Here is a 22,902-nt window from a genome sequence, read left to right on the forward strand (position 1 = left end):
CAGAAGGGTCCGCTGTCGGGCGTCAGCCGTTCGCGCAGGTGCCGCCGAACGCCGGGTTCAGCAGGCCGACGACGTCGATCGTGTTCCCGCACGCGTTGACCGGAACGTGAATCGGGACCTGCACGACGTTGCCCGACAGAACGCCCGGGGAGTTGTCGGCGGCGGCGCTGGCGCCGCTGTCGGCGGCGGCGATGCCGGCGGTGCCCGCCACGGCCGCGGCGGCAACGGAGGTCAGGGCGAGGCCCTTCGCGATACGCGACATGGAGAGGTGCTCCTTGGGGATTGTCACAACAAGCCGGGCGGAATGCCCGACGTTGAGTCAACTGCGATGCGCCCGCCCGGGTTGCGCCTCCGATGGGGTGATCTACCCAGTTGCCACGCTTCACCCCTGTGATAAATTTGACCGGTTTCGTACTCCGCATGAGCCGACGTCTCGGGCCGTGGCCGGCGGTCGCCGCCACGCCGGTGCGAGCCGATGTCGCGTACGCGTCCGGCCGGCCCTGCCCCCCGTACAGGGCGGGCCGGACCCACTGCGTCGGGCCCGGCCCGCGGTCCGGGCGTTCCCCCGCAGCGACCGCCGCAGACCCACCCTGCCGTCAGGCGATCCTTCCGGTCTCGGAAAAATGCGCACTGCCGTTCGATGAGAGCACCAGGCTCGTCGCCTCGCCCGTCATCCGGTCCGCCCCGGGCAGCCCGGACCGCGCCGCCGCGACCGCCCCGCGCGCCGCGGTGAACTCCCTGGGCGTGCACCCGGTCATGGCCCGGAACTCCCCGTTCGGATGCGCCTGGTCGTAGAAACCGCACAGCGCCGCGGTGTCGGCGGCCGACCGCCCGGAGGCGAGCAGCCGGCGCGCGCGTCGCAGCCGCAGCACACGCGCGGCGGCCTTCGGGGCGAGCCCGATCTGTTCGCGGAACCGGTTCTCCAACTGCCTCACGCTCCAGCCGACCTCGTCCGCGAGCCGCGCCACCGGCACGGCACCTGCGCTGCGCCGCAACAGCGACCAGGCACGCACCACCGGTGCCGAACTCGGCGGCCCGGCCCGCGACCAGCGCGCGAGCAGGTCGTCCAGGAGCGCGAAACGGTCCGTCCAGCCGGGCAACGCCGCCGGCGCGGCGGCGGGTTCGGCCGCGCCCGCCCGGCCGCCGCCCCCGGTCGGACGCGGCAGCTCGTCCGGGTGGACGGGCCGGTTGGTCAACTCGTACTGGGGTGTGCCGAAGAGCGTGAAGGCGGCCCACGGGGTGAGCAGGATCTCGATGCCGACGATGCGGCCGCCGTGCTCCCCGACGGCCGCCGTGGTGTCCAGCCCGGAGTACACCGACCCGAGGGGCGTCGGCGGCCGGCCGAGGCGCGCGACACGGACGGTGCCCTCGAAGCCAAGAAGGAGCGCGGCCGCGCCGACGGGGGTCTGCAGGCGGCTGCGCGGGCCGTCGAGTGCGAGCCGGAGCCCCCGGTAGCCGATCACACCGGCGCGACCGGGGGTGCGGCCGCGCGAACACGGTCTCCCAACTGCCGCACGGCCCGCGCCCGCTCCGCGCCACCGTCCCGCTCGCCATCCGCCCTCCCGGCGCACAGGCACACAGACACACGGGCGCACGGGCGCACGGGCGCACGGGCGCACAGGCGCACAGGCGCACAGGCGCACAGGCGCACAGGCGCACAGGCGCACAGGAAAGCATCCATGGTGCCCACCCACCGCAGGCTCCGGAAGCCCATGACCCTCGACTCCCCGACACCACGTCAAGGTGTCATCCGAATGTCTGGACAAAACATTGACAGCGCCTCCCGGCACGGCTAGACCTGGGGGCAGCCGATACGAAGGGAACCCGATGGAGGCCTACGACCTGATCGCCATGGGCGGGATCGGCGTGGACCTCTATCCGCTGCAGACCGGGTTGCCCCTGCCGCAGGTGACGTCCTTCGGGAGGTTTCCGGGCGGTTCGGCGACGGACGCCGCGCTCGCCGCAGCCCGTCTCGGCCGCCGTGAGGACCTGCGAACGGATCGTGCGGTTCGGCGACGCGGCGGGCGCCGTCGTCGCCTCCCGCCCGGAGTGCTCGTCCGCGATGACCGCGGCCGACGAGGCGGAGGCAGCGATCACGGCGGAAGCGGCGCTGTGACCGCCGCGAACGGCACCACCGCGCGCGTGCGGCCCGAAACAGTCCACGACGGCGCGCCGCGGCCCGAGAAGACCGCCACCGTGCGCGTGCGTGCGCCGCGACCGTGGACACCGGCGCGCCACCACCGCGTGGACCACATGAGCACGGAGCTGCCCGCCCCCGGGACGGTACCGTGCGCATAGAGGGCAAAACGTAACAACTCCCGGACAGGGGCACGGTGTTGGCGGGGACGTCGGCTCCGCACACGGGTCCCGGACCCCCGGGCACCGATCGCCTCCGGCGCGGGAGACCGCTTCGCCCTGGCAGGAGCGAAGTGCGAGCGCAGACTCCCCGCCCGCTACGGCCCCGCGCCGGAGGTCCCAGCGACGTACGGTCGAGACGTGCAGGGCGGCAGGGCCGTACCTCAGGTGCGGATCTGCTTCCACCCGGACCACACGGAGGGATACCGATGACCTCAACGACGAGGCTCACGGTCGCTCAGGCGCTCGTACGCTTCCTGACCGCCCAGTACGCCGAGCGCGACGGGGTGCGCCGCCGGCTGATCGCCGCCACCTGGGGGATCTTCGGGCACGGCAACGTCGCGGGCATCGGGCAGGCACTGGTCGAGTATCCCGACCTCATGCCGTACCACCAGGGCCGCAACGAGCAGTCGATGGTGCACGCGGCGGTCGGCTACGCCCGCCAGTCGAACCGGCTGTCCGCGCACGCGGTGACGACGTCCATCGGACCGGGCGCGACAAACCTGGTCACGGGGGCCGCCCTCGCCACCGTCAACCACCTCCCGGTCCTGCTGCTGCCCGGCGACGCCTTCGCCGGCCGCCCGGCCGACCCGGTCCTCCAGCAGCTGGAGGTTCCGCACGCCGGGGACGTGTCGGTCAACGACTGCCTGCGCCCGGTGTCGAAGTACTTCGACCGGATCACCCGCCCGGAGGCGCTGATCCCGGCCGCCCTGCAGGCGATGCGCGTACTCACCGACCCGGTGGAGACGGGCGCGGTCACGCTCGCGCTGCCCCAGGACGTGCAGGCGGAAGGCTTCGACTGGCCGGAGGAGTTCTTCACCGAACGGACCTGGAACGTGCGCCGTCCGGGTCCCGACCCGGTCGAACTCGGCGAGGCCGTCCGGGCGATCCGCGCCGCCCGGCGCCCGCTCGTGATCGCGGGCGGCGGTGTCCACCACAGCCGTGCCGAGGCGGCCCTCGCCGAGTTCGCCGAGGCCACCGGCATCCCGGTCGCCTCCACCCAGGCCGGCAAGGGCTCGCTGCGCTGGGACCACCCCCAGGACGTCGGCGGCATCGGCCACACCGGCACCGCGACCGCCGACGAACTGGCTCGCACCGCCGACCTGGTCCTCGGTGTCGGCACCCGTTACACGGACTTCACCACCGCCTCCGGCACCCTCTTCACCGGCGAGGACGTCCGCTTCCTCAACGTCAACATCGCGTCGTTCGACGGGCACAAGATGTCCGGAACGCCGCTGGTCGCGGACGCGCGAAGCGCCCTGGAAGAGCTGACCGAGGCGCTCGAACTGCACGACCACCGGGTCGACCGGGCGTACGTCATCGAGTACACGGAGGACAAGGAGCGCTGGGAGCAGCGTGTGGAGGCCTGCTTCGAGGCCGAGGAACCGGATCTGCGGCCGACGCAGCCGCAGGTCATCGGCGCGTTGGACGCGGTGGTGGACGAGTCGGACGTGATCGTCAACGCGGCCGGTTCGCTCCCCGGCGACCTGCACAAGCTGTGGCGGTCCCGGTCCCACGACCAGTACCACCTCGAGTACGGCTACTCGTGCATGGGCTACGAGATCCCGGCCGCGATCGGTGTGAAGCTGGCCGCGCCGGAGCGTCCCGTGTGGGCGCTGGTCGGCGACGGCACCTATCTGCTGATGCCGACGGAGATCGTGACGGCCGTGCAGGAGGGCATCGCCATCAAGGTGCTGATCGTGCAGAACCACGGCTACGCGTCCATCGGCGGCCTGTCGGAGTCGGTGGGCGGCGAACGGTTCGGCACCGCCTACCGCTTCCGCTCCGACGACGGGACGTACACGGGGGCGAAGCTGCCCGTCGACCTCGCCGCCAACGCGGCCAGTCTCGGGATGCGGGTGCTGCGCGCCAGGACCGTACGCGACCTGGGTGACGCGCTCGCCGAGGCGCGCGCCGCGGACACTCCCACATGTGTCTATGTGGAGACCGAAACCGCAGACACTGTGTCGGGCGCGCCTCCGGCGCAGGCCTGGTGGGATGTGCCCGTGGCCGAGACCGCGACCCGGCCGTCCGCGGTCAAGGCGCGCGAGGTCTACGAACGGCACGTTGCCACCCGACGCCGCCATCTGTGAAGGAGTTCTCGGGCATGACGAAGATCGTCAACCACTGGATCGGCGGCAAGACCGCCGAAGGCGCGTCGGGCACGTACGGGCCGGTGACGGATCCGGCGACCGGCGCGGTCACCACGGAGGTCGCGTTCGCGACCGTGGAGGAGGTGGACGCGGCCGTCGCCGCGGCCAAGGAGGCCTTCACCACCTGGGGCCAGTCCTCGCTCGCGCAGCGCACCTCGGTCCTCTTCCGGTTCCGGGCGCTGCTGGACGAGCACCGCGACGAGATCGCGGAGCTGATCACCGCCGAACACGGCAAGGTGCACGGCGACGCGCTCGGCGAGGTGGCGCGCGGCCTGGAGATCGTCGATCTGGCCTGCGGTATCAGTGTGCAGCTCAAGGGCGAGCTGTCCACGCAGGTGGCCAGCCGGGTGGACGTGGCCTCGATCCGGCAGCCGCTGGGCGTGGTAGCGGGCATCACGCCGTTCAACTTCCCGGCGATGGTGCCGATGTGGATGTTCCCCGTCGCCATCGCGTGCGGCAACACCTTCGTGCTGAAGCCGTCCGAGAAGGACCCGTCGGCCTCGATCCGCCTGGCCGAGCTGCTCGCCGAGGCCGGGCTGCCGGACGGCGTCTTCAACGTCGTGCACGGCGACAAGGTGGCCGTGGACCGGCTGCTCGAACACCCGGACGTCAAGGCGGTGTCGTTCGTCGGCTCCACCCCGATCGCCCGCCACATCCACACCACGGCCTCCGCGCACGGCAAGCGCGTCCAGGCCCTGGGCGGCGCCAAGAACCACATGCTGGTCCTTCCGGACGCCGACCTGGACGCGGCGGCGGACGCGGCGGTCTCGGCGGCGTACGGCTCGGCGGGTGAGCGCTGCATGGCCATCTCCGCGGTCGTCGCGGTCGGCTCGATCGGCGACGAGCTGGTGGAGAAGATCCGCGAGCGCGCCGAGAAGATCAAGATCGGCCCCGGTGGCGACCCGACGTCCGAGATGGGCCCGCTGATCACGAAGGCGCACCGCGACAAGGTGGCGTCGTACGTGGCGGGCGCGGCGGCGGAGGGCGCCGAGGTGGTCCTGGACGGCACCGGCTACACCGTCGAGGGGTTCGAGGACGGTCACTGGATCGGCATCTCGCTGCTGGACAAGGTGCCGACCACGGCGAAGGCCTACCAGGACGAGATCTTCGGCCCGGTGCTGTGCGTGCTGCGCGTGGACACGTACGACGACGGCGTGGCGCTGATCAACTCCTCGCCCTTCGGCAACGGCACCGCGATCTTCACCCGCGACGGCGGTGCGGCCCGCCGCTTCCAGCTGGAGGTCGAGGCCGGCATGGTCGGCGTGAACGTTCCGATCCCGGTGCCGGTGGGCTACCACTCCTTCGGCGGCTGGAAGGACTCCCTCTTCGGCGACCACCACATCTACGGCAACGACGGCACGCACTTCTACACCCGCGGCAAGGTGGTCACCTCCCGCTGGCCCGACCCGGCCGACGCCCCGGCCGGCGTGGACCTGGGCTTCCCGCGCAACCACTGACCTTCGGCCCGTGCGGGTGACGAGGCCGTCCGCCATGCGGACGGCCTCATTTTTTTGCGGAGTCGCGCTGCGGTTCCCGTATGCGCGCAAGACGCCGAACAGACGCCCTCAATGACACGTGATTCGGTGGAAGATCGCCTCTCTGGTACGGATTTCGTAGGTGGACCCCCATTGACGCGCCGGTTTTCGTCGGGGTTCGATGCGTGCCCCGGGAGCGGACCACAGCAGTACGACCGAAGCCGCCGGAGGCGATGACGCTCCCGACCCCACCATGTCGCACGAGTCGATCGGAACCGCCGCATGACCGACACGCTCCGCCCTGTCGAGAACGCCCCCGCCCGGGCATCGGACAGTCCCCAGAAGCTCAAGCGGTCCATCGGCGTCGTCGGCGGCACCCTGCTCACCCTGTCGTGCGTGACGCCCGCCTCCACGCTCTTCGTGGTCGTCCCCGACCTGTTCGGCTCGCTCGGCACCGCCACCGCCCTCACCATCGCCATCGGCTCCGTCCTGTGTATCGCGGTGGCGTTCTGCTACTCGGAGCTGGGCACCCTGATCCCCAGCGCGGGCGGCGAGTACGCGATGGTGTCGACGCTGGCCGGACGGCTCGCGGGGTGGCTGGTGTTCGTGCTGTCCCTGCTGGTCGTCATGGTCGTGCCGCCGGTGATCGCGACGGGCACGGCGGACTACCTGGCTCCGGTGGTGCACCTGGACCCGGCCACGACGGGCGCCGGGGTCATGCTCCTGGCCACCCTCGCCGGTCTGCTGGATCTGCGTGCCAACGCCTGGATCACCGGGATCTTCCTGGTCCTGGAGGTCGTGGCGGCGGGTGTCGTCGCGGTCCTCGGCTTCGCGCACGGCGAGCGCGGGCTCGGCAGCCTGGTCTCCATGCAGGTGACCGGGGCGGGCGGGCACGCTGATCATGTGACGGCCATGATGGTGGTCTCCGGCCTGGCCATCGCCCTCTTCGTCACCCAGGGGTTCTCGACCGCCGTCTACCTCTCCGAGGAGCTGGAGAACCCGCGCCGCACCGTCGCCCGCACGGTCCTCGCCACCCTCGCCATCTCCTCCGTCGTCATCCTGGTCCCGGTCGTCGCGATCACCATGGGCGCCCCCGACCTCAAGGCGCTGACCGGCGGCGACCTCAGCAGCATGGTCACCGCCTGGTCCGACACGGCCGTCGGCACCTTCGTGAGCCTGTGTGTGGCGCTCGCGATCATCAACGCGGGCATCGTCATGGTCATCCAGAACTCCCGCGTGCTGTTCGCCTCGGCCCGCGACAAGGCGTGGCCCGAGCCGGTCAACAACGCACTCGCCAGGCTCGGCCGCTTCGGCTCCCCGTGGGTCGCCACCCTTGTCGTCGGCGTCCCCGGCGCGCTGCTCTGCTTCGTCAACCTGGACACGCTCTACGGCGTCACGGGCGTCTCGGTGACCGGCATGTACCTGCTCGTCGCGGTGGCCGCCCTGCTGTCCCGGCGCGGCACGCACGCGACGACGCCGGCCTGGCGGATGCCGCTGTGGCCCGCGATGCCGGTCCTGCTGATCGCGGTCCTGGGATACATCCTCACCCAGCAGGAGCCGGGCTACCTGCTGTGGACCGGCGGCATCACCGCCGCCGCCACCCTGTACTGGGCCCTCTACCTCCGCCCGCGCCGCGAGACGCGCTGGCTGGTGTCGCTCCCGGAGGACGCGCGGGCCTGAGCCGCCGTCACGTCGCCGCGCCGCCCCGGCCGCCCGCACCCGACGGGCGGCCGGGGCGGTCGCGTCGGCGTACCACAGCTGCGGTACACGGCGGCAGACCCGTACGCCCGCAGGAGGGGCCGTGGTTCAGCCCGGCGGCTGCCGCGGTTGTCGGTGGTGGCCCTTACCGTGGACGCATGGATCTTCGACTGCCCGCAGTCCGCGAGCTGCGCCGAGGGGCCGTGGCCGCCGTGGCCGCGGTCCTGCTCGTGCTGGCCGGTGTCGGGACGTGGACGGCCGTCGCATCGGACGACGCGCCTGCCGTGCACCGCGCCGACAGGGTCATGGACATGGGCGGCGGAGTACGCATCGACACCGCCTTCTTCACGTCCGGGTCCGGTGGCCGCCGCCCGGCGGTCCTGCTCGCGCACGGCTTCGGCGGCAGCAAGGACGACATGACGGACCAGGCGGTCAGGCTCGCCCGGCACGGGTACGCGGTGCTGACCTGGTCGGCGCGCGGCTTCGGCAGGTCCACGGGGAGGATCGGGCTGAACGACCCGGAGGGAGAGGTCGCCGACGTCTCCCGGCTCATCGACTGGCTGGCGAAGCGGCCGGAGGTGCAGCTGGACAAGCCGGGCGATCCGCGCGTGGGCATGGCCGGCGCGTCGTACGGCGGGGCCATCGCCCTGCTGACCGCGGGCCACGACCACCGGGTGGACGCCATCGCCCCGGCGATCACGTACTGGAACCTGGCGGACGCCTTGTTCCCGAACGGCGTGTTCAAGAAGCTGTGGGCCGGAGTCTTCGTGAACTCCGGTGGCGGCTGCGCGAAATTCACCGCCGAGCTGTGCCGGATGTACGAGCGGGTCGCCGAGTCCGGCACGCCGGACACCGAGGCGCGTGCCCTGCTCCAGGCGCGTTCGCCGTCCGCCGTCGGCAAGGACATCAAGGTGCCCACCCTGCTGGTGCAGGGCCAGTCCGACTCGCTGTTCCCGCTCGGCCAGGCGGACGCGGCGGCCCGGGCGATCCGTGCCAACGGCGCCCCGGTGGACGTCGACTGGATCGCGGGCGGTCACGACGGCGGGGACATGGAGACGACCCGCGTGCAGGCCCGCGAGACCGCCTGGTTCGACCGTTATCTGAAGGGCGACCAGGGCGTCGACACGGGGCCCGCCTTCCGGATCACCCGCACCGGCGGCATCGACTCCACGGACGGCGCGGCCCGGTTGAAGGGCGCGAGCGGCTCCCGGTACCCGGGGCTGGCGAGCGGGCAGCGGACGGTCCGGCTCAGCGGCCCTGAGCAGCGCTTCACCAACCCGGCCGGGGCCACCCCGCCCGCGGTCTCCGCGCTCCCGGGCCTCGGCGGCTCGGGCGGCCTCGCCCAGCTGTCGTCGCTGGGCGTCGGGGTGTCGCTCGACTTCCCCGGACAGTACGCGCACTTCGACTCGCGCCCGGTGCGCGAGAACCTGTGGATCACCGGCTCGCCGACCGTGAGGGTGCATGTCACGTCGACGAGCGACGACGCCGTGCTGTTCGGGAAGGTGTACGACGTCGGGCCGGGCGACTCCCGGCCGGTGCTGCCCTCGCAACTGGTGGCTCCCGTCCGCGTGGAGGGCGCCAAGGGAGGCAAGGACGTCACACTGACCCTGCCCGCCGTCGACCACGAGGTGCGCAAGGGGCACCGACTGCGGCTGGTCCTCTCCTCCACGGACCTCGGCTACGCCTCCCCGGCGGCACCCGCCACGTACACGGTCTCCCTGAAGAGAGGCCTCAAGGTCCCGACGGCGCCGGGCGTGAGGACCGCGGCTGCCCCGCTGCCCTCCTGGGTGTGGTGGCTGCCGGTGACGGGAGCGGCGGTCGCGGCAGCCCTGCTGCTCACGGCCCGCCGCCGCACGACGGCACCGGCACCCGACACCGCGCTGGCGGACGTGCCGCTGGAGATCACCGGCCTGAGCAAGCGGTACGCGAAGTCCGCGGACCGGTACGCGGTCAAGGACCTGTCCTTCCGCGTGGAGAAGGGCCATGTGCTGGGCCTGTTGGGGCCGAACGGCGCGGGCAAGACGACCACGCTGCGCATGCTGATGGGCCTGATCCGGCCGGACGGCGGCGAGATCCGCGTCTTCGGCCATGCGGTGCGCCCGGGGGCGCCGGTGCTGTCACGGGTCGGGGCCTTCGTGGAGGGCGCGGGCTTCCTGCCGCACCTGTCCGGCCGGCAGAACCTGGAGCTGTACTGGCGGGCGACGGGCCGCCCGGCCGAGGACGCGCACCTGGACGAGGCGCTGCGGATCGCGGGGCTGGGCGACGCGCTGGAGCGCGCGGTGCGCACGTACTCCCAGGGCATGCGGCAGCGCCTCGCCATCGCCCAGGCGATGCTCGGCCTGCCGGACCTGCTGATCCTGGACGAGCCGACCAACGGCCTGGACCCGCCGCAGATCCGCGAGATGCGGGAGGTCATGATCCGGTACGCGGCGGGAGGGCGCACGGTCATCGTCTCCAGTCACCTGCTCGCGGAGGTCGAGCAGTCCTGCACCCACCTGGTGGTCATGGACCGCGGCCGGCTGCTCCAGGCGGGCCCGGTCAAGGAGATCATCGGCTCGGGCGACACCCTGCTGGTCGGCACCGCCGCACCCGTGGAGGAGCCGCTCGTCGAGAAGGTGGGCGCACTGCCGGGCATCGCCTCGGCGGTGCGCACGGAGGACGGCCTGCTGGTCCGGCTCGGCACGGACGGCAGCGCCCGGCGGCTGGTCGCGGAGCTGGTGCGGCTCGGCGTCCCCGTGGAGTCCGTGGGCCCCCACCGGCGTCTGGAGGACGCCTTCCTGACCCTGATCGGAGGTTCCGCATGAGTGCGCTCGCCGAGCAGGCGGGGACGGCTGACGGGTACCGGGCGCGGCAGACGCTGCCGCTGCGCGTCGAGCTCGTCCGGCAGCTGAAGCGGCGCCGCACCCTCGTGATGGGCGCCATCCTGGGTCTGCTGCCCTTCGTACTGGTCGTCGCGTTCGCCATCGGCGGCGACCCGGGCTCGCGCAACGGCCGGATCACGCTGATGGACACGGCGACGGCGTCGGGTGCCAACTTCGCCGCGGTGAACCTGTTCGTCTCCGCAGGGTTCCTGCTGGTCATCCCGGTGGCCCTGTTCTGCGGTGACACGGTCGCCTCGGAGGCGAGCTGGTCCTCGCTGCGCTATCTGCTCGCGGCACCGGTGCCCCGCGCCCGCCTGCTGTGGTCCAAGCTCGCGGTCGGACTCGGCATGAGCCTCGCGGCCATGGTGCTGCTGCCGGTCGTCGCGCTCGCGGTGGGGACGGCCGCCTACGGCTGGGGGCCGCTGGAGATTCCGACCGGCGGCTCCCTGTCCCCGGGCACGGCGGCTCAGCGGCTCGTCGTCGTGGTGGCGTACATCTTCGTGTCCCAACTGGTCACCGCCGGGCTCGCGTTCTGGCTGTCGACGAAGACGGACGCCCCACTGGGCGCGGTGGGCGGCGCGGTCGGTCTCACCATCGTGGGGAACGTCCTGGACGCGGTCACCGCTCTCGGCCACTGGCGCGACTTCCTGCCGGCGCACTGGCAGTTCGCCTGGGCCGACGCGGTCCAGTCCCAGCCGGAGTGGGCCGGCATGATCCAGGGCACGGCGATCTCGGTGACCTACGCGCTCGTGCTGTTCGCCCTGGCGTTCCGCGGCTTCGCCCGCAAGGACGTCGTCTCGTAGGCCGGCCGGGGATGCCCGGAGCGCGGTGGCCGGGGTGCATGCGCGGGAGCGGCCCGCCGGATCGCTCGGCGGGCCGCTCCTCGTGTGCCCGATGCTTCGGGCTCAGCCGTTGCTGGTGCCGTTCGCGGACAGGACCGGAACGTCGTCCAGGATGTGCGACAGCGGCTCGTCGCCCTTGGCCTGGGTGGAGTTCTCGGTGCACTGCTGGTTCTGCGACGCCGACAGGACCGGGATGTCCTGCACGCCGACCGGCACGACGCCGACGAGCGAACCGGCGTTGACCTTCGCCGGCAGACCGACGCACGGCTTGTTCAGCGAGCCCTGGATGAGCGCCATCTGGGGGCTCATGGTGCCGTAGGTGGCCGAGTTCCCGTACTGCTGGGTCGAAGTGTTGCCGTTGGTGGACGTCGTCCCGGTGTCGTTGCCGAGCGCCAGCGCCTGGGGCGCGGCCGCGGCCGAGACACCCACCACGGAAGCGGCGACCGCCGCGGCGGTCATGAACTTCTTCATCACTTGCTAGTCCCTTCTGGAGAAACCCCGTCCACCGGAGCGCTCTGGACAACTGCCGCTCGGTGCCATGGTTGCTCCGCTTCACTCCGATGGCCCATACCGAACGGGGCGAGTGGAGCCGTATGCCGGGCGCGTATTTCCAGAATTTCTGCCCGCGTAACGGTCCGACCGGGTGAATGACCGAAACCAATACCAAGGTGCCGGGTTGGTCGCATGGCAGGAACACGTGTCTTCTGTCAGGAAAGGAACGCGACATGTTCAAGAAGGCGATGGCCGCGGCGGCGGTCGCGGCTTCCGTGGTGGGCGTCTCGGCGGCGGCCGCTCCGCAGGCCCTGGCGCTCGGTGACGACACCGGGACGACGTCCACCAATGCGAACACCGTCTCGGAGTCGTTCGGCAACGCCGCGACCTCGGGCGCCATGAGCCCGCAGCTGTCCCTGGCGCAGGGCTCGCTGAACAAGCTCTGCGTCGGTGTGCCGGCCAAGGCCGGCGCCGGTTCGCTCGTCGGCCTGGTGCCGGTCGCCGTGCAGGACGTCCCGGTCCTGTCGGCTCCGCAGAACCAGCAGTGCACCGAGAACTCCACCCAGGCCAAGGGCGACGAGCCGCTGTCGCACGTCCTGGACGACGTTCCGGTCCTGTCCGCGAACGGCACGGGCAACCGCTGACCGCCGCGCACCCACCGGCCGCCCGCCGGTCGGATCTTCGGGCGGCCCGGGTGCGGACGGTTGCCGGCACGTTCTCCCCCTCCCGGCCCCTGCTCGAATTCCTTTGGACGGCACGAATTCGCACAGACGGCCCGCGCCGCCTTTTGCGTGCATTCACGATCGGCGTTCGGGTGAATTGTCCGGCGACCCGTGCGAGGGGGTTGCTTCGGCCGCCTATTCCTCGTTTCACAGATGCAGGTCGTGCGGCGGGCCGCCTCAAGCGTGCTCGCTCGGTTTCGGCCGTCACAGGGGCACGACCGCACAGAAGGGAAACTCCGTGAAGCACAAGAAGAGCGCCGCCGTGGTGGCCGGCGCCATCATGACTCTGGGAATGGCCGCCCCGGCCATGGCGGACTCGGCAGCCGACGGTTCCGCGACCAACTCCCCGGGTGTCCTGTCCGGGAACGTGATCCAGGTTCCGGTGGCCGTGCCTGTCAACCTCTGCGGGAACAGCATCGGCCTCATCTCGCTGCTGAACCCCGCGTCCGGCAGTGCGTGCTCGAACACCTGACGCCATGGCCGCGCGCGGCTGACGTCACACACCAGCCGTCCGGCTGTGGCATGGCCGGCCTTGGACTGCTCTTCTCGGTTCCAGGGCCGGCTTTACCACTTCTCCCACCTCTACCAGCAGGAAGACAACGAGATTGCGACAGACCCTGAGCAGGGGAATGGTCGCGGCGGCCGCCGCGACGGGCATTCTGTCCCTGTGCGGCAGCCCGGTGTTCGCCGACTCGAGCGCCGAGGGCGCCACGACCGGATCACCGGGCCTCGCGTCCGGCAACACCGTCCAGGCCCCCGTGAACATCCCCGTCAACGTCTGCGGCAACACGGTCAACGTGATCGCCGTGCTGAACCCGGCGTTCGGCAACGCCTGTGCCAACGGCCGGGGTGCCACGGCATCCCCTGCACCCGTGACCCCCGCCCCCACCGCGACCGTCCCGGTGCAGACGCCCCGCAAGAACAGGCCGAGCACGCCGGCCGCCCCGCACCGATCCAGCACGACGCCCAAGACGCCGGGCACGGGACAGGGCAGCCCGCGGCCGGGCACCGGGATCCCGTCGCAGGGAACGCTGCCGCCGCACGGAACGCTGCCGCCGCAGGCGGGTGTTCCGCAGACGGACAACCCTCGGGCCGGCATGCACCCCGTCACGGCCGCGCGCACGCTGCCCGCGTTGGCCGAGACCGGCAGTGAGGGCATCCTCGCCGCCTCGGCCGTCAGCGTCGCGATGCTGACCGGCGGGCTCATCCTGTACCGACGGGGCCGGGTCACCTCCCGCCGGTAGCGCGCCGGGTGCCGGGCGTGCCGCGCCCGGCACCCGTGCCGTCGTTCACACGTCACTCCCTCAGTTCACCGCCCAGGGGCGGCGTCCACTCCGGACGCCGCCCCTGGGTCGTTCCTCCGCACGCGCTTGCGCCCCGACGCACCGCGCCTGTCACAAAGAACTCCCTCAGGTCACGCATGTCCCGACACTGCGGGCCTTCTGTCACAGCCGGTTCACAGGCCCTTTCTCCCTGCGCCGAGGGTCGTTGACCCGGCACAGGCTTTGTGATCGCCGGCGCAGGCCCGGCTCCCCCGACGACCTTCCCCCGGTCGCCGCCGTGGCGTGCGCGAGGAGGTGCTTGAAGATGACCGACCGTCGCCTCTGGTCGTACAAGGAGATCGCCGCGCACATCAGCGTGCAGCCGGACACCGTGAGGTCCTATCGCAAACACGGACTGCTTCCCCCACCCGACCATGTGGAGGGCGGTAAGCCCTACTGGTACGCCGACACGGTCCGGGCCTGGGTCGCCTCCCGGCCCGGCAACCGCGGTCGCAGGGAGGCCTGACCGCTTCCCTTCCCCCTGGGCTCTGCCGTCACCTCCCGGTCGCCCCCGACCGGGAGGCTCAGCGCCACGGCTCGACGACCGTCACTCCCTGTCCCGGTGCCGTCCCCATGGCCGCCAGTGCCTCGGGGGACGCGGCCAGCGGGATGGCCTGCGTGACCAGGAGGTCGGGGCGCAGAGCGCCGGACCGGACCAGTTCCAGCATGGGCGGATAGGTGCGTGCCGCCATGCCGTGGCTGCCGAGGATCTCCAGTTCCAGGGCGATCACCCGGGACATGGGGACGGGCGTGGTGCCGTCGGAGGAGGGCAGCAGGCCGACCTGGATGTGACGTCCGCGGCGGCGCAGTCCGTTCACCGACGCCGCGCACGTCGCCGGGGAGCCGAGCGCGTCGAGGGAGACGTGGGCACCGCCGCCGGTCAGGGTGCGGACCGCCTCGGCCGTGTCGTCGGTGCCCGCGGCGTCCACGCACTCCGCCGCGCCGAACTTCCGTGCCAGTGCCAGGGCCCGGGGTGACACGTCGACGGCCACCACCCGTGCGCCCACCGCCGCCGCGATCATCACCGCCGACAGTCCGACACCCCCGCAGCCGTGCACGGCGACCCACTCCCCCGCGGCCGGCCCGCCCTGCTGGACGACCGCCCGGAACGCCGTCGCGAACCGGCACCCGAGGGCCGCCGCCGTCCGGAACGACATCTCCTCCGGCACCGCCACCAGGTTCACGTCCGCATGATCCAGCGCCACGTACTGCGCGAAGGACCCCCAGTGGGTGAACCCCGGCTGGGTCTGCCGCTCACACACCTGCTGGTCGCCCGCCGCGCAGGACGCACAGCTGCCGCAGGCGCACACGAACGGCACCGTGACCCGGTCGCCCGGCCGCCGGCGCGTCACCCGGACCCCGGCCGCCTCGACCACACCGGCGAGTTCATGGCCGGGCACGTGCGGGAGCGCGACGTCCGGGTCGTGCCCCATCCAGCCGTGCCAGTCGCTGCGGCACAGCCCCGTCGCCTCGACCCGCACCACGACCCCGTACTCGGACGGCTCCGGGTCCGGCACCTCCCGCACCTCGGCCGGCTCTCCGTACCGCTCGAACACCACCGCACGCATACGACCGCACCCTCCACCCATGTCCCGGTGCCCCTGCCCCGGAGATCGTCTCCCGGCGAACGCCGGCCACGCACTCCCCGGCCGAACGGTACGCGCCCCGCCGATGCGCCCCGACTTCTCTCCACCAGGTACCCCCAGGGGGTATACTGTGACTCACGTAGGCCCCATCTGCCCCCTGAGGAGTAATGCCATGACCGCGCAGACCGACACCCCGGGTTCCGTGACGACCGTCTACAAGGTGAGCGGGATGAGCTGCGGGCACTGCGAAGGCTCCGTCTCCGGCGAGATCTCCGGCATCGACGGCGTCTCCTCGGTCACCGCCGTCGCGTCCACCGGCGAGGTCACGGTCGTCTCCGCCGCCCCCCTGGACGACGAGGCCGTGCGCGCCGCGGTCGACGAGGCGGGCTTCGAACTCGTCGGCAGGGCCTGAACCACCGGCATCGCCCACCGTACCGGGCCGTACCGACCAGCTGATACTGGCTCCGCACGACCCGGTCCGTCGTCTGGAGTCCGGACATGACCAGCACCGCAGCACCCACTCCGACAAAGGACACGACCTCGCACTCCGAGGTCGAACTCACGATCGGCGGCATGACCTGCGCCTCCTGCGCGGCCCGTGTCGAGAAGAAGCTCAACCGGATGGACGGCGTCACCGCCACGGTGAACTTCGCGACGGAGAAGGCGAAGATCTCCTACCCCGAGGGCATCGAGGTCGCCGATCTGATCGCCACCGTGGTGAAGACCGGCTACACCGCCGAGGAACCCCCGCCGCCGCAGCCCGAACCGTCCGCCGCGGCCGAGGGGTCCGAGCAGTCCGCGGCGCTCGAGGAAGACCCGGAGCCGGCCTCGCTCCGTCAGCGCCTGACCGTCTCCGCGCTGCTCGCCCTGCCCGTCGTGCTGCTCGCGATGGTGCCGGCCCTGCAGTTCGACAACTGGCAGTGGCTCTCGCTCACCCTGGCCTCACCCGTCGTCGTCTGGGGCGGACTGCCGTTCCACAAGGCGGCGTTCACCAATGCCCGGCACGGCGCGGCCACCATGGACACGCTCGTCTCGGTCGGCACGCTCGCCGCCTACGGCTGGTCCCTGTGGGCGCTGTTCCGGGGGCAGGCGGGCATGCCCGGCATGCGTCACGGCTTCGAGTTCACCGTCTCCCGCACGGACGGGGCGTCCACGATCTACCTCGAGGTGGCCGCCGGCGTCGTCGCGTTCATCCTGCTCGGCCGCTACCTGGAGGCCCGCTCCAAGCGGCGCGCGGGCGCGGCCCTGAAGGCCCTGCTCGAACTGGGCGCGAAGGACGTCGCGGTGCTGCGCGAGGGACGTGAGGTGCGGGTTCCGGTGACGCAGCTGGCCGTCGGCGACCGGTTCGTCGTGCGGCCCGGCGAGAAGATCGCCACCGACGGGACCGTCGTCGAGGGCGTCTCCGCGGTGGACGCCTCCACGCTCACCGGCGAGTCGGTGCCCGTCGACGTGACGGTGGGCGACTCGGTGACCGGCGCGACCGTGAACGCCGGGGGCCGGCTGGTGGTCGAGGCGACCCGGGTCGGCGCGGACACCCAGCTCGCACGGATGGCGCGGCTCGTGGAGGACGCGCAGAACGGCAAGGCCGAGGTGCAGCGCCTCGCCGACCGCATCTCCGGGATCTTCGTGCCCGTGGTGCTGCTGATCGCGATCGGCACCTTCGCGGCGTGGCTCGGCGTGACCGGGGACACCGTCGCCGCCTTCACCGCGGCGGTCGCGGTACTGATCATCGCCTGCCCGTGCGCGCTGGGCCTCGCCACGCCGACCGCCCTGATGGTGGGCACGGGGCGCGGCGCCCAGCTCGGCATCCTCATCAAGGGCCCCGAGGTGCTGGAGTCCACACGGCGGGTCGACACCGTGGTGCTGGACAAGACCGGAACAGTGACCACCGGCCGGATGACGCTCCAGGAGGTCCACGCGGCCGAGGACAGCGACGAGAAGGAGGTCCTGCGGCTCGCGGGGGCCCTGGAACACGCCTCCGAGCACCCGGTCGCCAGGGCGGTCGCGGAAGGCGCCCAGGAGCGCGTCGGCAACCTTCCCGCGCTGGAGCACTTCGAGAGCGTGCCCGGTCTCGGCGTGCGCGGCCGCGTCGACGGTCACGAGGTCATGGTGGGCCGCTTCCCGGGCGTGCTCCCGGAGCCGCTGGCCCGCGCGAAGGCCGGGGCCGAGGCGGAGGGACGTACGGCCGTCGTCGTGGTCCGGGACGGCATGGCACTCGGTGTCGTCACCGTGGCCGACGCGATCAAGGAGACCAGCGCCGAAGCCGTACGGGACCTGCGCGCGCTGGGGCTGCGGCCGGTGCTGCTGACCGGGGACAACCGGGCGGTGGCCGAGGCGGTGGCGCGGGCCGTCGGCATCGACGGCGCGGACGTGATCGCGGAGGTGCTGCCCGAGGACAAGGTCGGAGCCGTGCGGCGGCTCCAGGCCGAGGGGCGGACCGTTGCCATGGTCGGTGACGGTGTCAACGACGCGGCCGCCCTCGCCACCGCCGACCTGGGCCTGGCCATGGGCACCGGGACGGACGCCGCGATCGAGGCGAGCGATCTGACGCTGGTGCGCGGGGACCTGCGGGTGGCCGCGGACGCCATCCGGCTGTCACGGCGGACGCTCGCCACGATCAAGGGCAACCTGGTGTGGGCCTTCGGCTACAACGTGGCCGCGCTGCCGCTGGCCGCGGCGGGATTCCTCAACCCGATGATCGCCGGGGCCGCCATGGCCTTCTCGTCGGTGTTCGTGGTGACGAACAGCCTGCGGCTGCGGGCGTTCTCCTGAGGCGGCCCGGTCACGGAGCAGGAGTCCCTCTGGAGTCCGAAGCGGGCCTCACATAAGCTCTTCACAAGGCCCGCGCACCATCCTTACGCTGGGACCTCGATCAACGCGTCGAGGCTCTTGCGTGGTTTCAGGACGGGGGTGCGCAAGAGACACAGATCACAGTGACGTGAACGTAACCAGCGGAAGGGTTCGTGGGTCTAAGTTGGCGATGTCAGAAGCGTCTTGGGGGGCGTGACTGACATCTGGGGATGTCTTGGGGGACGTTCCCGGGTAATTGCGTTGCCGGGGCACGTACACCGGGGAGCTTTGAGCGGCCCTCCCGTCCGTACGCGTCCCGGCAGACCGCACCGCAGTGGTATGCCGAGTTCTGCTCGTTTTGCTCGCAGCGATTCAGGCGCTGTCCCGCAGACGCCCGGCCGGATCCCGTGGGGGGAATCCGCACCGGGACATGGGAAGGCGCCCTGGTCGTCGGCCCGTGGGGGGACCGGCGCGCCGGGGCGCCTTCTGCCCTTCTGCGGCTGGGTTCGGCTCCGGAGCGCCACAGTGCCGATATGCGCCTGCCGGCGTGGCGGTGTCCAGACCACGACCGTGCTCAGCCCTTCCGGCCTCCGCGCCCCCCGAGCTCTTCGAGCAGGGGGACCACCGGCGCTCTCGACAGCGCGCTCCGCGCGCCCCTTCGACTCATGCGCGCGGAGCGCATGGCGTACGCCGCTCTACGACGACGGCGTACGCCATGGATACCTACGACAGCTACGCGGCGGCGCCGCTCAGCGCTCCTCGACCGGGACGAAGTCGCGCTCGACCACGCCGGTGTAGATCTGGCGCGGGCGGCCGATCCGGGAGCCCGGCTCCTTGATCATCTCGTGCCACTGGGCGATCCAGCCCGGCAGGCGGCCGAGGGCGAACAGGACCGTGAACATCTCGGTCGGGAAGCCCATGGCGCGGTAGATCAGGCCGGTGTAGAAGTCCACGTTCGGGTAGAGCTTGCGCTCGACGAAGTAGTCGTCGGACAGCGCGTGCTCCTCGAGCTTGAGCGCGATGTCGAGGAGCTCGTCCTCCTTGCCGAGGGCGGAGAGCACGTCGTGCGCGGCAGCCTTGATGATCTTGGCGCGGGGGTCGAAGTTCTTGTAGACCCGGTGGCCGAAGCCCATCAGGCGGACGCCGTCCTCCTTGTTCTTCACCTTGCGGATGAAGGTGTCGACGTCGTTGCCGGAGTCACGGATGCCCTCGAGCATCTCCAGGACGGACTGGTTGGCGCCGCCGTGCAGCGGGCCCCACAGCGCGTTGATGCCGGCCGAGATGGAGGCGAACATGTTGGCCTGCGAGGAGCCCACCAGGCGGACCGTGGAGGTCGAGCAGTTCTGCTCGTGGTCGGCGTGCAGGATCAGCAGCTTGTCGAGCGCGGAGACGACGACCGGGTCCAGCTCGAACTCCTGCGCGGGGACCGAGAAGGTCATGCGCAGGAAGTTCTCGACGTAGCCGAGGTCGTTGCGCGGGTAGACGAACGGGTGGCCGATCGACTTCTTGTAGGCGTACGCCGCGATCGTCGGGAGCTTGGCGAGCAGCCGGATGGTGGAGAGGGTGCGCTGCTTCTCGTCGAACGGGTTGTGGCTGTCCTGGTAGAAGGTGGACAGCGCGGAGACCACCGAGGACAGCATGGCCATCGGGTGGGCGTCGCGCGGGAAGCCCTTGTAGAAGTTCTTGACGTCCTCGTGCAGCAGGGTGTGCTGCGTGATGTCGTTCTTGAACGAGGAGAGCTCGTCGACCGTGGGCAGCTCGCCGTTGATCAGCAGGTAGGCGACCTCCAGGAAGGTGGAGCGCTCGGCCAGCTGCTCGATCGGGTAGCCGCGGTAGCGGAGGATGCCCTGCTCGCCGTCGAGGTAGGTGACGGCGGATTTGTAGGCGGCCGTGTTGCCGTAGCCGCTGTCCAGGGTCACCAGACCGGTCTGGGCGCGGAGCTTCCCGATGTCGAAGCCCTTGTCACCGACGGTGCTGTCGACCACCGGGTAGGTGTACTCGCTGCCGTTGTACCGCAGTACTACAGAGTTGTCGCTCACGTCTTCCCTCACCGACGTAGTGCCTCATCTTCGAGGTGCCCTGACTGTCTCTACCATCCCCCATTTGGCGCAGGAGAGTGCACTCGGGGTCGGCCGTTGGGCTCATCGGCGGCACTGAGTGCCGTCAACCTGCTCATCCTGCCCGCCCGGGACCGGTTCCGGAAGTGCTCTGTGACCTTCGCGACTCATTTGATCGATCATTTTTTTCGACGACCGGGCCCGGGTGCCCAAGGAGAGGGCTCAGCTCTCCAGGGGCCGCGGCGACAGCCTGAAGTCCAGGGCCGTGCAGCGGCGTCCGGCGGAGACCGTGCGGACCGCCTGCCCGATCGCCTTGCGTGAACCGACGAGCACGACCAGCTTCTTGGCCCGGGTGACCGCGGTGTAGAGGAGGTTCCGCTGGAGCATCATCCAGGCCCCGGTGGTGACCGGGATGACCACCGCCGGGTACTCGCTGCCCTGGGAGCGGTGGATCGTCACCGCGTAGGCGTGGGCCAGCTCGTCCAGCTCGTCGAACTCGTACGCCACCTCCTCGTCCTCGTCCGTCAGCACCGTCAGGCGCTGGTCGACCGGGTCGAGCGCGGTGACCACGCCGACGGTGCCGTTGAAGACACCGTTCTCCCCCTTGTCGTAATTGTTGCGAATCTGGGTCACCTTGTCGCCGACGCGGAAGACGCGGCCGCCCGACCGTTTCTCGGGCAGGTCGGGGCGGGCGGGGGTGATCGCCTGCTGGAGCAGGCCGTTGAGGGTGCCCGCGCCCGCGGGGCCGCGGTGCATGGGCGCGAGCACCTGCACGTCGCGGCGCGGGTCGAGACCGAAGCGGGCCGGGATCCGCCGTGCCGCCACGTCCACGGTGAGGCGTCCCGCGGCCTCGGTGTCGTCCTCGACGAAGAGGAAGAAGTCCGTCAGGCCGTCGGTGAGGGGGTGCTGACCTGCGTTGATGCGGTGCGCGTTGGTGACGACGCCGGACTGCTGGGCCTGGCGGAAGACGCGGGTGAGGCGGACGGCCGGGATGGGGCTGCCGTCGGCGAGCAGGTCCCGGAGGACTTCCCCGGCACCCACGCTCGGCAGCTGGTCGACGTCGCCGACGAAGAGCAGGTGGGCGCCCGGCGGCACGGCCTTGACCAGCTTGTTGGCGAGGAGCAGGTCGAGCATGGAGGCCTCGTCGACCACGACCAGGTCGGCGTCCAGCGGGCGGTCCCTGTCGTACGCCGCGTCGCCGCCGGGCTTCAGCTCGAGGAGCCGGTGGACGGTCGAGGCCTCGGCACCGGTCAGCTCGGACAGGCGCTTGGCGGCGCGGCCGGTGGGGGCGGCGAGAACGACCGTGGCGCGCTTGGCCCGGGCCAGCTCGACGACGGACCGCACGGTGAAGGACTTGCCGCAGCCGGGGCCGCCGGTGAGCACGGCGACCTTCTTCGTGAGCGCCAGCCGTACGGCTTCCTCCTGCTCGGGCGCGAGATCGGTGCCCGTACGGCCCTTGAGCCAGCCCAGCGCCTTGTCCCAGGCCACGTCCCGGAAGGCGGGCATCCGGTCCTCTTCCGTGCGCAGCAGGCGCAGCAGCTGGGCGGAGAGGGAGAGTTCGGCGCGGTGGAAGGGCACGAGATAGACCGCGGTGACGGGGTCCCCTCCGTCCGGGCCGGGCACCTTCTCCCGTACGACACCGGGGTCCTCGCCGTCCTCCGGGGGTGCCGCCAGCTCGGCGAGGCACTCGATGACGAGCCCGGTGTCGACCTGGAGGAGTTTGACGGCGTCGGCGATGAGCTGTTCCTCCGGCAGGTAGCAGTGCCCCTGGTCGGCGGACTGCGACAGTGCGTACTGCAGGCCGGCCTTGACGCGCTCCGGACTGTCGTGCGGGATGCCGACGGACTGGGCGATGCGGTCGGCGGTGAGGAAGCCGATGCCCCAGACGTCGGCGGCGAGGCGGTACGGCTGGTTCCTCACGACGGAGATGGAGGCGTCGCCGTACTTCTTGTAGATGCGGACGGCGATGGAGGTGGACACCTGGACGGTCTGCAGGAAGAGCATGACCTCCTTGATCGCCTTCTGCTCCTCCCAGGCGTCGGCGATCTTCTTGGTGCGCTTGGGGCCGAGACCCGGCACCTCGATCAGCCGCTTCGGCTCCTCCTCGATGATCTTCAGGGTGTCCAGGCCGAAGTGCTGGGTGATCCGGTCGGCGAAGACGGGTCCGATGCCCTTGACGAGGCCGGAGCCGAGGTAGCGGCGGATGCCCTGGACGGTGGCCGGGAGGAGGGTCGTGTAGTTCTCCACGGTGAACTGCCGGCCGTACTGGGGGTGCGACCCCCAGTGCCCCTCCATCCGCAGCGACTCCCCCACCTGCGCGCCGAGGAGCGCGCCGACGACGGTGAGCAGGTCAGCGGAGCCGCGGCCGGTGTCGACACGGGCGACGGTGTAGCCGTTCTCCTCGTTGGCGTACGTGATCCGCTCGAGCACGCCTTCCAGCATGGCGAGGCGCCGTTCCCCGGCGCCGTCCGCCCGCCCTGCCCGACTGGCCTCCTTGGTCATGATCCGACGCTACCGCCGAGGTGTGACAGACGGGGGCGGGTGGGCCG

18 protein-coding genes and 2 pseudogenes are annotated in these 22,902 nt (G+C 71.5%); 14 read left to right on the forward strand and 6 right to left on the reverse strand.

From position 1 onward, the window contains the following. Positions 1-22: 22 nt before the first annotated feature. Entirely contained in the window at positions 23-262 is a 240-nt protein-coding gene (gene chpG / locus AC5WS8_RS06405; protein WP_496102294.1) for a chaplin ChpG, read from the reverse strand. A gap of 334 nt (positions 263-596) precedes the next feature. Beyond that, complete coding sequence (locus tag AC5WS8_RS06410) at positions 597-1,463, reverse strand: helix-turn-helix domain-containing protein (protein ID WP_496102295.1); 867 nt, start codon at positions 1,461-1,463, stop codon at positions 597-599. 364 nt (positions 1,464-1,827) lie between these two features. Between AC5WS8_RS06410 and AC5WS8_RS06415 the strand changes: the two are divergent. The 8 genes and pseudogenes from AC5WS8_RS06415 to AC5WS8_RS06450 form a co-directional block, all read left to right on the forward strand. Then, a pseudogene (locus AC5WS8_RS06415) lies at positions 1,828-1,983 on the forward strand (5-dehydro-2-deoxygluconokinase); the annotation flags it as partial. Then, positions 1,982-2,116 carry a hypothetical protein gene (locus AC5WS8_RS06420; protein WP_496102427.1) on the forward strand — a complete coding sequence of 45 codons (135 nt, stop codon included), beginning with the start codon at positions 1,982-1,984 and terminating at the stop codon, positions 2,114-2,116. The pseudogene AC5WS8_RS06415 and the gene AC5WS8_RS06420, both read left to right, overlap by 2 nt. Positions 2,117-2,370: 254 nt before the next feature. Continuing rightward, positions 2,371-2,478 (forward strand): annotated as a pseudogene (locus AC5WS8_RS06425) (5-deoxy-glucuronate isomerase); the annotation flags it as partial. Positions 2,479-2,564: 86 nt separating this feature from the next. Continuing rightward, complete coding sequence (gene iolD, locus AC5WS8_RS06430) at positions 2,565-4,448, forward strand: 3D-(3,5/4)-trihydroxycyclohexane-1,2-dione acylhydrolase (decyclizing) (protein ID WP_496102296.1); 1,884 nt, start codon at positions 2,565-2,567, stop codon at positions 4,446-4,448. Positions 4,449-4,462: 14 nt separating this feature from the next. Continuing rightward, positions 4,463-5,965: a CoA-acylating methylmalonate-semialdehyde dehydrogenase gene (mmsA, locus tag AC5WS8_RS06435; RefSeq protein ID WP_496102297.1), complete on the forward strand. Its 1,503-nt coding sequence runs from the start codon at positions 4,463-4,465 to the stop codon at positions 5,963-5,965. Positions 5,966-6,265: 300 nt separating this feature from the next. Continuing rightward, positions 6,266-7,663: an APC family permease gene (locus tag AC5WS8_RS06440; RefSeq protein ID WP_496102298.1), complete on the forward strand. Its 1,398-nt coding sequence runs from the start codon at positions 6,266-6,268 to the stop codon at positions 7,661-7,663. A 176-nt stretch (positions 7,664-7,839) separates the two neighbouring features. After that, positions 7,840-10,485: an alpha/beta fold hydrolase gene (locus AC5WS8_RS06445; protein WP_496102299.1), complete on the forward strand. Its 2,646-nt coding sequence runs from the start codon at positions 7,840-7,842 to the stop codon at positions 10,483-10,485. Next, entirely contained in the window at positions 10,482-11,345 is an 864-nt protein-coding gene (locus AC5WS8_RS06450; protein WP_496102300.1) for an ABC transporter permease, read from the forward strand. The genes AC5WS8_RS06445 and AC5WS8_RS06450 overlap by 4 nt, the downstream gene beginning before the upstream one ends. Positions 11,346-11,447: 102 nt before the next feature. Here AC5WS8_RS06450 and AC5WS8_RS06455 read toward each other — a convergent pair whose 3' ends face one another. Then, positions 11,448-11,858 carry a rodlin gene (locus AC5WS8_RS06455; RefSeq protein WP_496102301.1) on the reverse strand — a complete coding sequence of 137 codons (411 nt, stop codon included), beginning with the start codon at positions 11,856-11,858 and terminating at the stop codon, positions 11,448-11,450. 251 nt (positions 11,859-12,109) lie between these two features. On the opposite strand from AC5WS8_RS06455, the gene AC5WS8_RS06460 reads away from it, so the two are divergent. The 4 genes from AC5WS8_RS06460 to AC5WS8_RS06475 all read left to right on the forward strand — a co-directional run bounded on the left by AC5WS8_RS06460 (position 12,110) and on the right by AC5WS8_RS06475 (position 14,386). Beyond that, positions 12,110-12,520, forward strand: coding sequence for a rodlin (locus tag AC5WS8_RS06460; RefSeq protein WP_496102302.1), 411 nt, complete (start codon positions 12,110-12,112; stop codon positions 12,518-12,520). A gap of 358 nt (positions 12,521-12,878) precedes the next feature. Next, the gene (locus AC5WS8_RS06465) at positions 12,879-13,070 is read left to right on the forward strand and encodes a chaplin (RefSeq protein WP_496102419.1); all 192 of its coding nucleotides are present in this window, start codon (positions 12,879-12,881) and stop codon (positions 13,068-13,070) included. 133 nt (positions 13,071-13,203) lie between these two features. Further along, positions 13,204-13,842, forward strand: coding sequence for a chaplin (locus AC5WS8_RS06470; RefSeq protein ID WP_496102303.1), 639 nt, complete (start codon positions 13,204-13,206; stop codon positions 13,840-13,842). 343 nt (positions 13,843-14,185) lie between these two features. Next, positions 14,186-14,386 (forward strand): helix-turn-helix transcriptional regulator, encoded by a 201-nt coding sequence (locus AC5WS8_RS06475; RefSeq protein ID WP_496102304.1) that lies wholly within the window; start codon positions 14,186-14,188, stop codon positions 14,384-14,386. Positions 14,387-14,444: 58 nt separating this feature from the next. On the opposite strand, the gene AC5WS8_RS06480 is transcribed toward AC5WS8_RS06475, so the two are convergent. Further along, complete coding sequence (locus AC5WS8_RS06480; protein WP_496102305.1) at positions 14,445-15,488, reverse strand: zinc-dependent alcohol dehydrogenase family protein; 1,044 nt, start codon at positions 15,486-15,488, stop codon at positions 14,445-14,447. Positions 15,489-15,678: 190 nt separating this feature from the next. Here AC5WS8_RS06480 and AC5WS8_RS06485 point away from each other — a divergent pair, with 190 nt between their 5' ends. Together AC5WS8_RS06485 and AC5WS8_RS06490 are read left to right on the forward strand one after the other, a co-directional pair. After that, positions 15,679-15,918, forward strand: coding sequence for a heavy-metal-associated domain-containing protein (locus AC5WS8_RS06485; RefSeq protein WP_496102306.1), 240 nt, complete (start codon positions 15,679-15,681; stop codon positions 15,916-15,918). 86 nt (positions 15,919-16,004) lie between these two features. Further along, the gene (locus tag AC5WS8_RS06490; RefSeq protein ID WP_496102307.1) at positions 16,005-18,278 is read left to right on the forward strand and encodes a heavy metal translocating P-type ATPase; all 2,274 of its coding nucleotides are present in this window, start codon (positions 16,005-16,007) and stop codon (positions 18,276-18,278) included. A gap of 767 nt (positions 18,279-19,045) precedes the next feature. Here the strand turns inward: AC5WS8_RS06490 and AC5WS8_RS06495 are convergent. Beyond that, positions 19,046-20,335, reverse strand: coding sequence for a citrate synthase (locus AC5WS8_RS06495; protein ID WP_496102308.1), 1,290 nt, complete (start codon positions 20,333-20,335; stop codon positions 19,046-19,048). A 240-nt stretch (positions 20,336-20,575) separates the two neighbouring features. Continuing rightward, positions 20,576-22,855 carry an SF1B family DNA helicase RecD2 gene (gene recD2, locus AC5WS8_RS06500; protein WP_496102309.1) on the reverse strand — a complete coding sequence of 760 codons (2,280 nt, stop codon included), beginning with the start codon at positions 22,853-22,855 and terminating at the stop codon, positions 20,576-20,578. Between the last annotated feature and the right edge of the window lie 47 nt (positions 22,856-22,902).

It is taken from the genome of Streptomyces sp. PTL18 (assembly GCF_059510295.1).

Excerpts from the sequence above, each read along its gene's own strand:
- chpG (WP_496102294.1), bottom strand. The coding sequence starts at position 262 with ATGTCGCGTATCGCGAAGGGCCTCGCCCTGACCTCCGTTGCCGCCGCG.
- iolD (WP_496102296.1), top strand. The coding sequence starts at position 2,565 with ATGACCTCAACGACGAGGCTCACGGTCGCTCAGGCGCTCGTACGCTTC.
- mmsA (WP_496102297.1), top strand. The coding sequence starts at position 4,463 with ATGACGAAGATCGTCAACCACTGGATCGGCGGCAAGACCGCCGAAGGC.
- AC5WS8_RS06440 (WP_496102298.1), top strand. The coding sequence starts at position 6,266 with ATGACCGACACGCTCCGCCCTGTCGAGAACGCCCCCGCCCGGGCATCG.
- AC5WS8_RS06445 (WP_496102299.1), top strand. The coding sequence starts at position 7,840 with ATGGATCTTCGACTGCCCGCAGTCCGCGAGCTGCGCCGAGGGGCCGTG.
- AC5WS8_RS06450 (WP_496102300.1), top strand. The coding sequence starts at position 10,482 with ATGAGTGCGCTCGCCGAGCAGGCGGGGACGGCTGACGGGTACCGGGCG.
- AC5WS8_RS06460 (WP_496102302.1), top strand. The coding sequence starts at position 12,110 with ATGTTCAAGAAGGCGATGGCCGCGGCGGCGGTCGCGGCTTCCGTGGTG.
- AC5WS8_RS06465 (WP_496102419.1), top strand. The coding sequence starts at position 12,879 with ATGACTCTGGGAATGGCCGCCCCGGCCATGGCGGACTCGGCAGCCGAC.
- AC5WS8_RS06475 (WP_496102304.1), top strand. The coding sequence starts at position 14,186 with ATGACCGACCGTCGCCTCTGGTCGTACAAGGAGATCGCCGCGCACATC.
- AC5WS8_RS06480 (WP_496102305.1), bottom strand. The coding sequence starts at position 15,488 with ATGCGTGCGGTGGTGTTCGAGCGGTACGGAGAGCCGGCCGAGGTGCGG.
- AC5WS8_RS06485 (WP_496102306.1), top strand. The coding sequence starts at position 15,679 with ATGACCGCGCAGACCGACACCCCGGGTTCCGTGACGACCGTCTACAAG.
- AC5WS8_RS06490 (WP_496102307.1), top strand. The coding sequence starts at position 16,005 with ATGACCAGCACCGCAGCACCCACTCCGACAAAGGACACGACCTCGCAC.
- recD2 (WP_496102309.1), bottom strand. The coding sequence starts at position 22,855 with ATGACCAAGGAGGCCAGTCGGGCAGGGCGGGCGGACGGCGCCGGGGAA.